Source organism: Martelella mangrovi, assembly GCF_040545495.1.
GTDB lineage: Bacteria > Pseudomonadota > Alphaproteobacteria > Rhizobiales > Rhizobiaceae > Martelella > Martelella mangrovi.
Genome location: NZ_JBEPLY010000017.1, coordinates 37,138 through 53,651 on the forward strand (window position 1 = coordinate 37,138; position 16,514 = coordinate 53,651).

Sequence of the window (16,514 nt, forward strand, 5' to 3'; positions counted from 1 at the left end):
TTTCATGCACCCTTGCGGCGCATCTTTGCAGTCTGAAACGCTGTCGCGACCCTGCTTCGCGCGCGAAACTTGAAGTGCTCTTCAGGACCGGGCATTCGTTGCTCTCCAACTATGCTTTCGGTCCGGCTCAATCAAGCCGACGCTCCGCTACAAGTTGACGCATATCAAGAAGGACTGGCGTAGGATGTCCCGCACCTCGCGGGCACCCACCGTTTAGATTTCGGCTGCCTCTCGAATGCACAGGAGACAGCATGCACTGCGGACCTCGAAAGGCTTTCCGCAAGAACCGTTTGGATGAATACGCTTTTCAGGTTCGTTTAGAAAAACGAATCAACACCCTGAACTGAAAACATTTTCTATCGTTATTGATCCGCTTCAGCCGGCGATTCTTCCGCCACTCATCGGCGCGGGCACGCCGGTCGTCGTCGGGAAACTGAAGGGCAAGCCACGCAGCGCCCTGACCGCCAGAAAGGCAAAGCACTCCGCCTCGATGGCATCGCCCCGCCAGCCGACCGTTTCCGCCGGAACCGCCTCGACGCCGGCACGGGTTTTCAGCATTTCCATGATCGCCGGGTTGCGTCGACCGCCGCCGCAGACGACGAGGCGTTCAGGCCGGACGGGCAGAAGGTCGAGTGCCTTGCCGACGGCGGCAGCGGTAAAGGCGGTTAGCGTTGCGGCGCCGGTTGCCGGGTCCAGCCCTTCGGCCATGCGGGAAGAAAAGTCGAAGCGGTCGAGCGATTTTGGGTAAGGGGCGGCAAGATAGGGATGCTCGAGAAGTTCTGACAGCCGCGCCTCGTCCACCGTGCCGGAAAGCGCCAGCGCGCCGTCGCGGTCCATCTCGCCGAGACCGTTTTCCTTCATGAAATCATTGAGCGGCGCATTGGCGGGGCCGGTATCAAAGGCGATCAGCCGCTCGGCTCCGTCCCACCAGGTGACGTTTGCGACGCCGCCGAGATTGAGCACAGCCGTCCTGCCGGAGGTGTCGAGACTTCTCAGCAGCGCCTGGTGATAGCCAGCCGAAAGCGGCGCGCCCTGCCCGCCGGCGCGCACATCCGCCGTGCGGAAATCGTAGGCCACCTTGCAGCCAAGCCGTTCATGCATCAGCGCACCGTCACCGAGCTGGCGGGTATCGCCGATGCGCCCCTTCTGCGGCGCGCGGTGCAGCACCGACTGGCCGTGGAAGCCGACAATGCCGATATCGGCCATGGTCAGCCCCTCGGCCTCCACGAGGCTTCTCACCGCATCGGATTGCGCCAGCGTCAGCACCGTCTCGGCTTCGGCAAAGATTTCCGGCTCAGGCCCCTCGAAGTTCCATGTACGGGCTTCCGCCAGCGTCTCCTCCAGAAGATCGCGCGTGGCCTGCGGATAAGGCGCCAGCGTATAGGCGCCGAAAGCCTCCACGGTCACGCCGTCGGTTTTCAACAGTGCGACGTCGATATTGCCGTCAAGCACGGTTCCGGTCATCAGGCCGACGGCCCAGACGGGTTCGAAATCCTGCACCATCATTCCGCTCCGTTGATAAGGTCGCTGACACGCCGCCTGAGCGCCATGATGCCGCTTTCCGTGTGGCGGCTTGGATGCACGCGGTTTGTCAGCAGCGTCCAGGCATGGCCGCGCTCGAAATCGACGCAAAGCGAGGTGCCGGTAAAGCCGGTGTGGCCGATCGTGGCGCCGGAACAAGCGGCACCGCCGTGCCAGTTTTCGTATGGCCGTTCCCAGCCATGGGTGCGGCGCGCAGACAGCGGTTCACGCATCAGCTTTACGGCCGGATCACCGGCGGCATCGCGTTTCAACACGCCTGCGGCATGGTCGAGCACGGCATCGACCGTGCCGAACAGCCCGGCATGACCGGAACCCTGCAGCGCATAGCAATTCTCGTCATGCACCTCGCCGCAGATCACCCGGCCGCGCCAGGTGCAGCGCTCCGTCGCCGCCGTTTTCTGCGGATCAGCGGAGAAGGCAAAGCCCGGGCCGGGGTCCAGTTGCCGGATAGGCTTGCCGGAAAGCCGCTCCAGCGCAATGCCGAGGAGAATGAAATTGATATCGGAATAGACCGGCGTTTCAAGCCGTTTCCATTCGCGCTGCAGCACGAAGGCGCGCAGCCGCTCAGGGTCATCGCCATAGGTGTAGATCGGCTCGACCGCCGGAAACGGGGTCTGGTGGCCTAGGCATTGGCGGAATGTCACCTGCCGTTCCCAGCAGGCTGGATCATACTGGCGGAAATCGCGAATGGCGGAAGTCAACGGCTGGTCGAGATCGATCACGCCCTCCTGCGCCAATGCCAGAATGCGCTCGGTAGTGAAGATCACCTTGGTGAGCGAAGCGAGGTCGAACCATGTTTCGCTCGTCATCGGGCGCTTTTCAGGTGTCAGCGCCGCAGCGCCGACAGCACGCGTCAGCCGCCTGCCCTTGTGATCGACAAAACCCAGAACACCGCCGGGAATCCGCCCCTCGGCAACCGATCCGTCCAGCGCGGCAAACGCCTTGTCGAAGCGTCGCGAAATCTCTGCCGTCATCACACCTGCTCCACGCGCGCCATATGATCGGCGCCAAAGCTTAGCCATTCGGGTTTCGGCGGCTCGTAGCCTGCCGGCCGCACCAGCGACGGCACCTCGCTGTTGTCGATGCGATAATCCTGCCGGCGGCGGTCGATGCTCGGCACGGCGGAAATCAGCCGTTTGGTATAGGCATGTTTCGGCGCTGACAGAACCGACGCGGCATCGCCGATCTCGACGATCTGTCCGGCATAGACCACGGCGATGCGATGGGCAATGCGCTCGACCACGGCCATATCGTGGGTGACGAACAGATAGGAAAGGTTCATGTCGCGCTGCAATTCGGTCAGCAGATCGAGCACCATGGCTTGCACCGAGACATCGAGCGCGGAAACGGCCTCGTCCAGCACCATGACGGAGGGTTTCAGCATCAGCGCGCGGGCAATGCACAGGCGCTGGCGCTGGCCGCCGGAAAACTCGTGCGGATAGCGCATCAGCGCATCCTCCGGCAGGCCGACGCGCGCCAGGAGCGCGGCCATGCGGGCGCGGGTTTCGGCGTTCAGCCGTCCGCCTGTGGCAATCACCGGCTCGGCCAGAATGCTGTCGATCCGCAGGCGCGGATTGAGCGAGGCATAGGGGTTCTGGAACACCATCTGGATCGGGTCGCCATGGGCGGCAATGCCGGCCCCCTCACCCAGATGAAACGCCCCGCGTGTGGGCTTCGTCAGCCCCATGATGGCGCGCGCCGTGGTCGATTTGCCGGACCCGCTCTCGCCGACAATGCCAAGGGTTTCGCCCGGCATCAGATCGAAATCGACGCCGTCCACGGCATGGACGGCACCGTTTCGGCGTCTGAAAAAGCCCGACGTGACGGGAAAACGAACCGTCAGGTCCTCGACGGTCAATGCCGGTTTGGCGACGTCCGCCTTTGCCCGCGAGAAATCGCGGCGCACCGCGCGGCCATCGTCAAAATGCGGCACCGCCTTCAGAAGATGCTGCGTATAGGCATGCTGCGGATTGTCAAGCACGTCATCAGTCGCGCCCTGCTCCACCGCTTCTCCCTGCTGCATCACCATCACCTTGTCGGCAATGCCGGCGACGAGACCGATATCATGGGTGATGAAGATCAGCCCCATATCGCTCTCACGCTTCAGTTCGGAAAGCAGCGCCAGGATCTGTGCCTGCACCGTCACGTCGAGCGCGGTGGTCGGCTCGTCGGCGATCAGCAGGCGCGGATTGCATGACAGCGCGGTGGCGATCATAACCCGCTGCAGCATGCCACCGGAAAGCTGATGCGGATGATATTTCAGCCGCCGTTCCGCATCGGGAATGCGTACGCGTTTCAGGGCGTCGACGGCCGCATTCATCGCCTGCTTGCCGGTCAGGCCGTGGTGGAGGCGGAAGCTTTCGGCAATCTGCTCGCCGATGGTGTGGACCGGATTGAGCGAGGTCATCGGCTCCTGGAAGATCATGCCGATCTCCCTGCCCCGGATTTTCGCCAGTTCCTTTTCGGGTGCAGCGGCAAGATCGGTCACATCACCGGAGCCCAGCGCAAAATCGATCCGGCCGCCGGTGATCTTTCCGCCGCCGAAATCGACGAGGCGGTTGATCGAAAGCGCGGTGACGGATTTGCCCGAACCGCTCTCGCCGACGATGGCCAGCGTCTCGCCGGGATCGAGCGTGAAATCGATTCCGTGGACGACTTCGTTTTTGGCCGGGTCCTTGCCGAAGCCCACATGGAGGTCGGAAACGGTCAGAAGATGGCTCATGCGACTGCCCTCCTCGAACGCGGGTCAAGAATGTCGCGCAGCGCATCGCCCAGAAGGTTGAAGCCGAGAATGCCGATCATGATCGCGAAGGCCGGGAAAACCAGCAGCCAGGGCGCCATTTCCATCAGGTTGCGCGCTTCGCTCAGCATCAGCCCGAGGGAGGCTTTCGGCGGCTGGGTGCCGAGGCCGAGGAAGGAAAGCCCGGCCTCCGTCAAAAGCGCCCAGGCGAGCGCCAGCGTCACCTGCACGGTCAGAGGCGCCACCAGATTGAGCAGCATGTGACGCGACAGGATATAGCGGCGCGAGGAGCCGAAGGTGCGCGCGGCATCGACGAATTCGCGGGTTTTGAGCGACAGCGCCGGGCCACGCACCACGCGGGTGAAGATCGGCGTATAGACGAAGGCAATCGCCATCACGCTCGTCCATGTGCCGGGGCCAGCAATGGTGATGATCAAAAGCGCCAGCAGGATTGCGGGAAAGGCGAGCAGCACATCCATCAGCCGCATGATCGTGCCGTCCCAGTAAGTGCCGAACCAGGCAGCGGCGAGACCCAGCACGATGCCGGCGACAGTTGCCAGTGCGACCGAGGCAAAGGAGACGATGAAGGATTGCGCAACGCCGATCATCAGTCGGCTAGCGACATCGCGTCCGAGAAGATCGGTGCCCATCCAGTAGGTGGCGTTCGGGGCGTGCAGGCGGTCGATGCGGAACTGCATCAGCGGGTCATGCGGGGTCAGCCCGACAAGGCCGAGGACGGCGATGACGATATAGAGCGCGACGATGGTGCCGCCGATGCGGCCGCTCGGATGGGCGAAGATTAAGCGCAGCAGGTGCATTACTTGCCTCCCAGCCGGATACGCGGGTCGAGCGCGGCATAGGCGAGATCGACCAGCAGATTCACGATCATGAAATTGAAGGCGATGAACAGCACGCTGCCCTGCACCAGTGCATAGTCACGCTGCAGGATCGCCTCCAGTACGGTGCGGCCAAGGCCCGGCAGCGCAAAGACCTGCTCGACGATAACCGCGCCGCCGAGCAGATAGCCGAACTCGACGCCCGAGACGGTAACGACCGGGATCAGCGCATTCGGCAGCGCATGGTGCCAGATCACCGAACGGGCCGGCACGCCCTTGGCGCGGGCGGTGCGGACATAATCGTCGGAGAGAATATCGAGCATGGCCGAGCGGGCAATGCGGGTGACGGCGGCGGCGAAGGCAAAGCCAAGGGTCAGCGCCGGCAAGATCATCTGCGTGAGGTTTTTCAGCGGATTGTCCCAGAGCGGCGTGAACGTGCCCATGGCCGGCAGAACGCCGAACCAGACCGAAAGCGCATAGATCGCCAGCAGCGCGACCACGAAACTCGGCGTCGACTGGCCGACCATGGCGACGATGCGGACGATCAGATCGGACGGCTTTTCGGCATGGGTGGCGGCGTAGATGCCGGCGGGAAGGCCGACGGCCAGCGCGACGACCATGGAGAGCAGCGCCAGTTCCAGCGTCAACGGAAAGACGCGCAGGATGACCTCCATCACCGGGCGGCCATAGGTGACCGAAATGCCGAGATCACCGTGCAGCACACCGCCAAGCCAGTGCCAATATTGCCCGAACCAACTCTGGTCCATGCCGAAATAGGTTTCCAGTGATGCGCGTTGGGCCGGAGTCAGAAGACCGGCCTCGGTTCCCAGCATCGCCGTGATGGCATCGCCGGGAACCAGCCTGATAGAGACGAAGACGAGGACGGATACCCCGAGCATGACCACAGGAAAGGTCACCAGTCGCCGGGTCAGATAGTTCATGGGGTATGCGCCTCTTGCTTCTTTTCTGCCCGCTCATTCGCTGACGGTGACGGCGGAAAGGCCGAAGAGCGAGCCCGTCGGGTTGGCCTCGAAACCGCTCACCTTGTCGTTTGACGCCGTGTAGCTGTAACCGGTGTAAAGCCAGATCCACGGCGAAACCTCGGTGATGTGTTTGGAGAATTCGGCGAAGATGTCCTTGCGCTTTGCCGGATCGGTCTCAACGCGGCCTTCCTGCATCAGGCTGTCCAGCGTGTCGTCGCCATAATGGGCGACATGGGCGAGATTGCCGTCCTTGGTCCAGTAGCGGTTATACATGGTGTAGGGGTCTGTGCGGCCGCCATTCAGCGCCACCGTCATATCGAAATCGCCCTTCAGCCAGCGGTCGATATAGACATTCAGCTCCATCATCTCGATTTCAAGATCGATGCCGATTTCGGCAAGCTGCGACTGGATCACCTGCGCTTCGGATGCCGCTGTCGGCGGTTCGCCGGTTGCCGCCATGATTTTGGCCGAAAAGCCGTCCTCATAGCCGGCTTCGGCCATCAGCGCCTTGGCCTTTTCGAGATCCGGCGTATAGCAGAAAAGTTCGGACGGATCGGTGGCATAGGCCGGCATGGTCAGCGGCCCGGTCACCTTGCCCTCGCCCAGAAGCGCGGCATCCAGCACATCCTGACGGTCGATGGCGCAGGAGATTGCCTGGCGGACCTTTTCTTCCTTCATCGCGCCGTCTTCGGCGTTGAGCTGCAGCACGTGATAGTTCAGCACCGGCTCACGATCCAGCGTCAGGCCGGGATTGTTCGGCACCAGGGTTGCGACCAGCGGATCGTTGATCAGCGCGAAATCCACCTGACTGGTGCGCAGTGCGGCAAGGATCGCGGTTTCATCGGGCAGCACGGAAATATTGATACCGTCGAGGCTGACGTCGCCGCCCGCCCAGTTCTCATTGGCGGTGAGCACTTCGCGTGAATTGGGTTCCCAGCTCTCCAGCACAAAAGGTCCCGAGCCGAGCGTTTCCGTGCCGCTGGTCCCCGCCTCGATCAGGCTTGCCGGAAGGATCGCGGCGTTGATCGACGACATCGCCGTCAGAAGCGGCACATCCGGCTGCGACAGGTTGAAGACGACGGTTTCATCATCCGGCGTGTCGATGCTTTCGATGGAGAGAAAGTTGGCACGCGCGGCAGCCCCTGTTTCCTCGTTCAGGATACGCTCGAAAGATGCTTTCACATCCTCCGGCATCACTTTGTCACCATTGGAGAATTTCGCATCCGGATCAAGCTTGAACGTCAGCGTCTTGCCATCCTCGGAAAATTCCCAGGACGATGCGATGGCCGGCGCAATGTTGAGTTCGCCATCGGTGCGCACCAGCGGCTCATAGACGAGTTCCAAAAGGCGCAGCGAGGCAAAGGCGGTCTGCTTGTGCGGGTCGAGACCGGTCGCATCCTGCGACCATGCCATGTTGAGCGTTGCAGCGGATGCCGGAACGGCCGCCCCTGCCACGCCGAGTGCGGCGGCAACGGCAACCGCGGAAACCAGATTTTTGAAACGGGGTCTACCCATGATCATATCCCTCGAGATTATTGCGTGTTGCCGATGCGGCCTTCGCCGGCACCGGAGAGACTTCAGCTATCGCGGCTTTGCGCCGTCTTCTGATTGATCGCCTGGCGCAGGAAACCGCCCGTCTCCGTGAGGAGGTCGCGGCCGTCCTGCATGTCCATATCCGTCAGCGCCATCAAAATGGCGAGTTTGACGTCGTTTCCGGTCTGCTTCAGCAAGTGCTCGGCGGTTTCATCCGAAACCCCGGACGCTTCCATGACGATGCGCACGGCACGCGCATAAAGCTTGGCATTCGACACCGTCACATCGACCATCAAGTTCTGATAGACCTTGCCGATGCGGATCATGCTGGCCGTGCTCAGCATGTTGAGCACCAGCTTCTGCGCCGTGCCGGATTTCAGCCGGGTGGACCCGGCAAGCACTTCCGGGCCAACGACGGGGGCAATCGAGATATCGGAAATCGCGGCGATGGCCGACGCCGGGTTACAGGAAAGCGCAACGGTGGCCGCTCCCTTCTCCCGCGCATATTCGAGCGCGCCGATAACATAGGGCGTGCGCCCGCTGACGGCGATGCCGACGACCACATCCTTCGCCGTCAGATCTATCGCTTCGAGATCCCGCGCGCCCAGCACCGGATCGTCTTCCGCCCCTTCCACGGCCGTGGTCAGCGCTCTCTCACCGCCCGCGATCAGACCGACGACCATGCCCGGCGGCACGGAAAAGGTCGGCGGGCATTCGGATGCATCGAGCACCCCGAGCCGCCCGCTGGTGCCCGCGCCGATATAGACGAGCCTGCCGCCGGCGTTGAAGGCGTCGACGATGCGGTCAACGGCGCGCGCAATCGCATCAGCTTCCCGCCCGACCGCGATGGCAGCCTCGCCATCCTCGGCATTGATCTTTTCGATGATTTCACGCGTTGACAGCAGGTCGAGATCGAGCGTGCGCGGATTGCGCCCCTCGGACACCAGTTTTTGAAGCTCGCCAGCCAGCAAATTCATGAAGTGCATTCCCCGTTATGACCGGCTGCGTTTGTTTTTATTATTGTTGTAACGACGGCCTTTTACGAACGCTATAATCGTAAATTCCATTTGTCAAATTCAATTCAGAATAATTTATTCCATATCGACAACGGGCTTACCTGCCACCCGTCAGGGGCTTCGGCAACACAGGGAAACCCGTTACACTTTCGCAATCATTCCATTGTATTCCAGAAATAAGGAATTTATTATTCCGCCCGATACGTCCCAGGCGAGAGGAAAACCGTGTCCGTTCTCAACGTGATCGAAGCGCAGCTTGAAAGCCTTGCACCGGCGGACCGGCAGATCGGCCGCTTCATTCTGGAACATCCCGACGAGGTGCTGCGGCTTTCCTCTGCCCGCCTTGCCGAAGAAACCGGCCGCAGCCAGTCCAGCGTGGTGAAATTCGCCCAGAAATTTGGCTTTGCCGGCTATCAGGAGATGAAACTCGCCGTCAGCAAGGCCCGCGCCCGCGAATGGCGCCCGCCCGGCGCGCTGCACAGCACGATCGAACTGGGCGACAGCCCGTCGACGGTGGCGCAGAAAATGCTTTCGAGCAAGATGCACGCCATGCAGCAGACGGTTGCCGCCAATGACGAGCGCGAGATTGCCCGCGCGCTCGACCTGATCGATACGGCCGGACGCATCCATGTGGCAGGCGTCGGCGCTTCCTCGCTGGTGGCACGCGATTTCTGCCTGAAACTGCAGAAGCTCGGACGCTATGCGCTGCACGATGCCGACAGCCATGTGCAGATGGCCAATGTTTCCGCCTCGAAATCCGGCGATGTGCTTTTTGCGCTCTCCCATTCCGGCACCAGCATCGAAACGGTGCGGATTGCCGAACTGGCCCGCAAGCGCGGCGCTGCCGTGGTTTCGATTACAGGGCCGCAGCAAAACCCGGTCGCCCGCGGCGCCGGCATCGCGCTCTACACCATTGCCGACGAGGAACGGGTGCGCTCCTCCGCCATCACCGCCCGCGATGCCCAGTTGATGCTGACCGACTTCCTGTTCATCCTCCTGCTCCAGCGCCAGAAGGACGCCGGCGACTATATCGCCGACAGCGGCGAGGCCGTGACCGCGCTGAAGCTCGGCGGCGAGAAATAGGACCCCGCGCGCCTCACGTCTTCAGCGGTACACAGATCTCGGTGACAAGTTCGGCAGGCGGCGTGTCGCGCGGATTGTTGCGGTAGATTTCACAGGGCGGACCGTCTGCGGGCTCGAGACCTGCCGCCGGCAGCCAGCTTCCGTAAAACCAGTTATAGGCCTTGTGCAGTTCGGCATAAGGGCCGGTGTGTGTCAGCACCGAATAGCGGCCACCCTCCAGCTTGCGGCTTTCCAGCCCCGCAGGCACATCGGCGTCATCCGGCAGGGTGAGAGCGGCAAAGGAATTCAGCGCCGCCTCCTCGGTTATACCCGGATCGTCGTAATAGACGCCGATCATTTCGGTTTCCGGCCCGAATGCCCCGCCTGCAGCCATTAGACCGGCGGCAGGCCCGAAGGCCTTGTCGATTTCCATGTAGGAGCCGCGATGCGGCAGGCCTGCAAGTCTGCGTTCATTCATCGTACGCAGTTCGACGTCATACATATCGCTCTCCCATTGCGTGACCGGTTGATCGAACATCCTGTGCCGGCCTTCGCTTCTGTAGCGCGCCGGGGTGATGCCGTAGGTGCTCCTGAAAACACGCGTAAACGCCTGAACGCTGGATACGCCAGAGCGTCTTGCAATCGCCTCGACGGAAGCATCGGAATTGACGAGTTCGCCTGCTGCGCGGTGAAGCCGCAGCCGCCGCACCGTCGCGGCAATGGTTTCTCCATAAACGCCGCGATAGATGCGATGCCAGTGCCATGGCGAAAGGCAGGCGATTTCCGCAAGCCCGGCAAAGTCGAGGTCGTCGTCCAGATGGTTATGGATATAGGCGCTCACCCGCATCAGGCGTTGCTGATAGGTCTGAAAATCCGGTTCACTGTTCATGATCTCTTTCCGTTTTCATTTGGCCCTGTCGTTGAAGCACGAACCGGTTTGACAAATCTTGCGGAATTGCCCGCGTACCGAAAAACGTTACGCTACCCTTGCCAGAAGCAACAGATTTGTTAGACAGGATTCCATTCTCCTCCCCCCGCGCAAGGTCGCAAAGCCATGCCTACCCGTCTCGTTCCCAAAACCGTCAGCGTTCTCAAGGAAGGCTATGGCCTGTCCCGGCTGAAGGCCGATACCATTTCCGGACTGACCGTCGCCATCGTCGCCCTGCCACTTTCCATGGCAATCGCGATCGCCTCCGGCGTTTCGCCCGATCGCGGGCTCTACGCCGCGATCATCGGCGGTTTCTTCGTCTCGCTTTTCGGCGGCAGTCGCCATCAGATCGGCGGGCCGGCAGGCGCATTCATCGTTCTGGTGGCTGCCTCTGCGGAGCGCCACGGCATTGACGGGCTGATGCTGGCGGTGATCATTTCCGGACTGATCATGATCGCTGCCGGTTATCTGCGGCTGGGCGCCTATATCCGCTTCATCCCCTACCCCGTGACGGTCGGCTTTACGGCGGGCATCGCCATCATCATCTTTGCCAGCCAGCTTTCGGCAATCCTCGGGCTTGACCTGCCGGGCAAGGAACCGGGGCCATTTGCCGACAAGGTCGCCTATCTGTCGCAATTCGTCGGCACCACCAATTTTGCCGCACTGGCCATTGCCGTCGGCACGATTGCCCTGATCATCGCACTTCGAAAACTGCGGCCCGGCTGGCCCGGCATGCTGATTGCCGTTGCCGTCGCCACGCTTGCGGCCACCCTGCTGCATCTGCCGGTGGAAACCATCGGCAGCCAGTTCGGCGGCCTGCCGCGCGGCCTTCAGTCTCCGTCAGTGCCGGCCCTGTCGGTCGAAAAGGTGATCTCGGTTCTGCCGGATGCCTTCGCTTTTGCGCTGCTGGGCTCCATCGAATCGCTGCTGTCTGCCGTTGTCGCCGACGGCATGACCGGCCGCCGCCATCGCTCCAACATGGAACTGATCGGCCAGGGCGTGGCCAACATCGCCTCCGGGTTCTTCGGTGGCATCTGCGTGACCGGCACGATCGCCCGCACGGCCACCAATGTCCGCGCAGGCGCCACAAGCCCGTTTTCCGGCATGCTGCATGCCGCATTCCTGCTGGTGTTCATGCTGGTGGCGGCCCCGCTCGCCCGCTTCATTCCGCTGGCAGCCCTTGCCGGCGTTCTGGCGGTGGTGGCCTGGAGCATGGTCGAAAAGCCGGCAATCCGGGCGCTCTTCAGGAGTTCGCGCGGTGATGCGGTGATCCTGACCGTCACGCTGCTGCTGGTGGTCTTCCGCGACCTCACCGAAGGCATTGTCGCCGGGTTTGCGCTCGGCGCCGTCCTGTTCATCGATCGCATGGGCCGGGATGTCGCCGTCAGCCCCTATGACGACTATAACGCCAAGACCGAACACCCGATCGTCAACACCGATCCCGACACCATCGTCTATCGCATTTCCGGCGCCTTCTTCTTCGGCGCAGCCTCCACTGTCGGCTCCGTGCTCGATCGCATCGCCGACAGCGCGAAGAATTTCGTGCTCGACCTGTCGGACGTCTCCTACATCGATTCGTCGGCCGCCAATGTGCTGGAAAGCACGATCCGACGCGCCCACGCCCGCAATGTCAGGGTCTTGCTGAGCGGCGTCGACCCCAGGGTCAAGGCGATCCTGACCGCCAATCATATCGACGAAAACCGGGTGACCTATTGCGCCGATCTCGACGCCGCAGCCGCAATCATCGGTGCCGCCGGCGGTGCCACGGCAGCACAGCCGGCCGACACGTGATCCACATCTCTCTGCGAGATCGGAACGTAAAAAGAACACGGATAGAAAAGTAATTTAAAAACAGTGGCGCAAGAAGACTTGAAAAAGGAGAACAAATAGAGTACGGATAGGGAAATCACAGCCTCACCTAGGCGGCGGGCGAAACAAGGGATAAAGTCGATGGCACAGAATTCACTCAAACTCGTTGAGGAAAAGGCAGTGAACAAGAGCAAAGCGCTGGAAGCAGCACTTTCCCAGATCGAACGTTCGTTCGGTAAGGGCTCGATCATGAAGCTCGGCGCTCAGGACAGCATCGTCGAGATCGAAACCGTTTCGACCGGCTCGCTGGGCCTCGACATCGCCCTTGGCATCGGCGGCCTGCCGCGTGGCCGCATCATTGAAATCTACGGGCCGGAAAGCTCCGGCAAGACCACGCTTGCGCTGCAAACCATTGCCGAAGCGCAAAAGGGTGGTGGCACCTGCGGCTTTATCGATGCCGAACATGCGCTAGATCCGGTCTATGCCCGCAAGCTTGGCGTTGACCTGCACGACCTTCTGATCTCGCAGCCGGATACCGGTGAACAGGCGCTTGAAATCGCCGACACGCTGGTGCGTTCCGGCGCGCTTGACGTGATCGTGGTCGACTCCGTTGCCGCCCTCACCCCGCGCGCTGAAATCGAAGGTGAGATGGGCGACAGCCTTCCCGGCTCCCAGGCCCGCCTGATGAGCCAGGCGCTGCGCAAGCTGACGGCTTCGATCTCGCGCTCCAACTGCATGGTCATCTTCATCAACCAGATCCGCATGAAGATCGGCGTCATGTTTGGTTCGCCCGAAACCACGACGGGCGGCAATGCGCTGAAGTTCTACGCCTCTGTCCGCCTCGACATCCGCCGCATCGGCGCAGTCAAGGACCGCGACGAGGTGGTCGGCAACCAGACCCGCGTCAAGGTCGTCAAGAACAAGATGGCACCGCCCTTCAAACAGGTGGAGTTCGACATCATGTATGGCGAAGGCGTTTCCAAGATGGGCGAGCTGATTGACCTCGGCGTCAAGGCCGGCATTGTGGAAAAATCCGGTTCCTGGTTCTCCTATAACAGTCAGCGGCTCGGTCAGGGCCGTGAGAATGCCAAGACGTTCCTGAGGGAAAATGCCGCAATTGCCGAAGAGATCGAGCTGGCCTTGCGCCAGAATGCCGGTCTGCTGTCCGAAGGTCTTCTCGATGCCGAAGAGGAAAGCCCGACGACCGGAACCGACGACGATTGATCGCACGGTTCGGCCTCACGGCGGACGACTGGAACGTTTGATACATGAAATCAGCAGCGGCTTTACGGAGCCGCTGTTTTGTCTTGTCTGGACAGTGGCGGCGCCTGTCGCTAAAAGCCGTGAAAGTCTCGGCAGACAACACCGATATACGTAAGGGGCGTGGCATAGCATGAGTGGCGTGAATGAAATCCGGTCGACCTTTCTCGACTTCTTCAAGCGGAACGGGCATGAGGTCGTCCCGTCCAGCCCGCTTGTGCCGCATAACGACCCGACCCTGATGTTCACCAATGCGGGCATGGTGCCGTTCAAGAACGTGTTCACCGGTCTTGAAAGCCGTCCCTATTCGACGGCGACGACCGCGCAGAAATGCGTGCGCGCCGGCGGCAAGCACAACGACCTCGACAATGTCGGCTATACGGCCCGCCATCACACATTCTTCGAGATGATGGGCAATTTTTCCTTCGGTGATTATTTCAAGGAGCAGGCGATCTCGCTGGCCTGGGAACTGATCACAAAGGAATTCGGCCTGCCGAAGGACAAGCTTCTCGCGACAGTCTATCATGAAGATGACGAGGCCTTCGATCTCTGGCGCAAGATTGCCGGCCTGCCCGAAGATCGCATTATCCGTATCCCGACATCGGACAATTTCTGGTCGATGGGCGATACCGGTCCGTGTGGCCCCTGTTCCGAGATCTTCTTCGACCATGGCGACCATATCTGGGGCGGCCCGCCCGGATCGCCGGAAGAAGATGGCGACCGTTTCATCGAGATCTGGAATCTCGTTTTCATGCAGTATGAGCAGCTCACGCCCGAGCGGCGCGAGGACCTTCCCCGTCCGTCGATCGATACCGGCATGGGTCTGGAGCGGGTTGCCGCCGTCCTGCAGGGCAAGCATGACAATTACGACATCGACCTGTTCCAGAAGCTGATCGGTGCATCCGAAGAACTGACGGGTGTAAAAGCCGAGGGCGAGCGGCAGGCCAGCCACCGTGTGATTGCCGATCACCTGCGCTCATCCGCTTTCCTGATTGCCGATGGCGTGCTGCCGTCGAATGAGGGCCGCGGCTATGTGCTGCGCCGGATCATGCGTCGCGCCATGCGCCATGCCGAACTGCTCGGCGCCAGAGAGCCGATCATCTATCGGCTGCTGCCGACCTTGGTCGGCGAGATGGGCCGCGCCTATCCCGAATTGCAGCGTGCTGAATCCCTGATTTCGGAAACGCTTCAGCTTGAAGAATCACGCTTCCGCAAAACCCTCGATCGCGGCCTGACACTGCTTGAGGATGCCACACGCAATCTCTCCGAAGGTGAAAGCCTCGACGGCGAGACCGCCTTCAAGCTCTACGACACCTATGGCTTTCCGCTTGACCTGACCCAGGATGCACTGCGCGCGCGCGGCATTCACGTCGACCTGTCCGGCTTTCAGGACGCCATGCACCGTCAGCGTGCCGAAGCGCGCGCGCACTGGGCCGGTTCGGGCGATACAGCCACCGAAACCATCTGGTTCGAGCTTGGCGACAAGCACGAAGCCACTGAGTTCCTCGGTTACGAGACGGAAAAGGCCGAAGGCGTGGTGCTGGCGCTGGTCAAGGACGGCGCCACTGCGGAAAAGGCGTCTGCCGGTGACAGCGTTGCTGTCGTTGTCAACCAGACGCCGTTTTACGGTGAATCCGGCGGTCAGATGGGAGACACCGGCACGATTTCAACCGATCGCGCCAGTCTTCGGGTGACCGATACCCAGAAAAAGGCCAATGGGCTGTTCATTCATTATTGCGAAGTCGAGGATGGTGACCTCACGCTGGGAGAGCCGGTCAGCCTTGAAGTGGATCATGCGCGTCGCGCGCGCCTGCGCGCCAATCACTCGGCAACCCATCTGATCCACGAAGCGCTGCGCCAGAAACTCGGCCCCCATGTCGCCCAGAAGGGCTCGCTGGTGGCGCCCGAGCGACTGCGTTTCGACATTTCTCACCCCAAGCCGATGACAGCGGAAGAACTTGCCGTCGTCGAAGACATGGCCAACGAAATCGTGCTGCAGAATGCGCCCGTCTCGACCCGCCTGATGGGCGTGGACGATGCCATTGCCGAAGGCGCAATGGCGCTGTTCGGCGAGAAATACGGCGATGAAGTGCGCGTTGTCTCCATGGGCACCGCAACGGCCGGCGACAAGGCGGGCAAGACCTATTCGCTTGAGCTGTGCGGCGGCACCCATGTCCGCGCCACCGGCGAGATCGGCCTGATCCGCATTGTCGGCGAAAGCGCCGTCGGCGCCGGTGTCCGCCGTATCGAAGCGCTGACAGGCGTCGATGCACGACATTACCTCACCCAGCAGGATGACAAGGTCAAGGCACTCGCCGCTACCCTCAAGGTGCAGCCCGACGAGGTGGCAAACCGCGTTTCCGCCCTTGCCGAGGAGCGGCGCCGGCTTGAACGTGAACTTGCCGAGGCGCGCAAGCAGATCGCGCTTGGCGGCCCTGGCTCCTCCGATGAAGCGGAGATGATCGGCGACATTTCGCTTGCCGCCAAGGTTCTTTCCGGCGTGGCCGCAAAGGAGCTGAAAGGCCTTGCCGACAGCGCCAAGAAAGACAGGGAGCGCACCGTCGTGGTGTTCATCAGCATCGCCGAAGACAACAAGGCAAGTGTTGTGGTTTCGCTCACAGCCGATCTGACCGACACCGTATCCGCGGTCGATCTCGTGCGCGAGGCCTCGGCTGCGCTTGGCGGCAAGGGCGGTGGCGGCCGGCCGGACATGGCTCAGGCCGGCGGTCCGGACGGCGACAAGGCAGACGACGCGATCGAAGCGATCCGCACGGCGCTCAAGCGCTGAGAAGAACCGATGCCGAA

Annotated in this window: 12 protein-coding genes; 4 read left to right on the forward strand and 8 right to left on the reverse strand. The window is 61.8% G+C overall.

Annotated features, from left to right (window positions below; translation table 11 throughout):
• Positions 1–375 precede the first annotated feature (375 nt).
• The 7 genes from ABID12_RS18985 to murQ all read right to left on the reverse strand — a co-directional run bounded on the left by ABID12_RS18985 (position 376) and on the right by murQ (position 8,611).
• The gene (locus ABID12_RS18985) at positions 376–1,503 is read right to left on the reverse strand and encodes an anhydro-N-acetylmuramic acid kinase (RefSeq protein ID WP_354435666.1); all 1,128 of its coding nucleotides are present in this window, start codon (positions 1,501–1,503) and stop codon (positions 376–378) included.
• Positions 1,503–2,516: a serine hydrolase domain-containing protein gene (locus ABID12_RS18990; RefSeq protein WP_354435667.1), complete on the reverse strand. Its 1,014-nt coding sequence runs from the start codon at positions 2,514–2,516 to the stop codon at positions 1,503–1,505. The genes ABID12_RS18985 and ABID12_RS18990 overlap by 1 nt, the downstream gene beginning before the upstream one ends.
• Positions 2,516–4,264 (reverse strand): ABC transporter ATP-binding protein, encoded by a 1,749-nt coding sequence (locus tag ABID12_RS18995; RefSeq protein WP_354435668.1) that lies wholly within the window; start codon positions 4,262–4,264, stop codon positions 2,516–2,518. Before ABID12_RS18995 ends, ABID12_RS18990 begins: the two co-directional genes overlap by 1 nt.
• Positions 4,261–5,100, reverse strand: coding sequence for an ABC transporter permease (locus ABID12_RS19000; RefSeq protein WP_354435669.1), 840 nt, complete (start codon positions 5,098–5,100; stop codon positions 4,261–4,263). The genes ABID12_RS18995 and ABID12_RS19000 overlap by 4 nt, the downstream gene beginning before the upstream one ends.
• Positions 5,100–6,059: an ABC transporter permease gene (locus tag ABID12_RS19005; RefSeq protein ID WP_354435670.1), complete on the reverse strand. Its 960-nt coding sequence runs from the start codon at positions 6,057–6,059 to the stop codon at positions 5,100–5,102. The genes ABID12_RS19000 and ABID12_RS19005 overlap by 1 nt, the downstream gene beginning before the upstream one ends.
• Positions 6,060–6,092: 33 nt before the next feature.
• Entirely contained in the window at positions 6,093–7,616 is a 1,524-nt protein-coding gene (locus tag ABID12_RS19010; protein WP_354435671.1) for an ABC transporter substrate-binding protein, read from the reverse strand.
• 62 nt (positions 7,617–7,678) lie between these two features.
• Complete coding sequence (gene murQ, locus ABID12_RS19015; protein ID WP_354435672.1) at positions 7,679–8,611, reverse strand: N-acetylmuramic acid 6-phosphate etherase; 933 nt, start codon at positions 8,609–8,611, stop codon at positions 7,679–7,681.
• A 264-nt stretch (positions 8,612–8,875) separates the two neighbouring features.
• Between murQ and ABID12_RS19020 the strand changes: the two genes are divergently transcribed.
• Positions 8,876–9,733, forward strand: coding sequence for a MurR/RpiR family transcriptional regulator (locus tag ABID12_RS19020; protein ID WP_354435673.1), 858 nt, complete (start codon positions 8,876–8,878; stop codon positions 9,731–9,733).
• Between the two features lie 13 nt (positions 9,734–9,746).
• Here the strand turns inward: ABID12_RS19020 and ABID12_RS19025 are convergent, their stop codons facing one another.
• On the reverse strand, positions 9,747–10,601 hold the full coding sequence (locus ABID12_RS19025) for an AraC family transcriptional regulator (protein ID WP_354435674.1): 855 nt from the start codon (positions 10,599–10,601) through the stop codon (positions 9,747–9,749).
• Positions 10,602–10,766: 165 nt separating this feature from the next.
• On the opposite strand from ABID12_RS19025, the gene ABID12_RS19030 reads away from it, so the two are divergent.
• The 3 genes from ABID12_RS19030 (at position 10,767) to alaS (ending at position 16,497) form a co-directional block, all read left to right on the forward strand.
• Positions 10,767–12,431: a SulP family inorganic anion transporter gene (locus tag ABID12_RS19030; protein ID WP_354435675.1), complete on the forward strand. Its 1,665-nt coding sequence runs from the start codon at positions 10,767–10,769 to the stop codon at positions 12,429–12,431.
• Between the two features lie 159 nt (positions 12,432–12,590).
• Positions 12,591–13,673, forward strand: coding sequence for a recombinase RecA (gene recA / locus ABID12_RS19035; RefSeq protein WP_319520176.1), 1,083 nt, complete (start codon positions 12,591–12,593; stop codon positions 13,671–13,673).
• A 169-nt stretch (positions 13,674–13,842) separates the two neighbouring features.
• Positions 13,843–16,497 (forward strand): alanine--tRNA ligase, encoded by a 2,655-nt coding sequence (gene alaS, locus ABID12_RS19040; RefSeq protein WP_354435676.1) that lies wholly within the window; start codon positions 13,843–13,845, stop codon positions 16,495–16,497.
• The last annotated feature ends 17 nt before the right edge of the window (positions 16,498–16,514 follow it).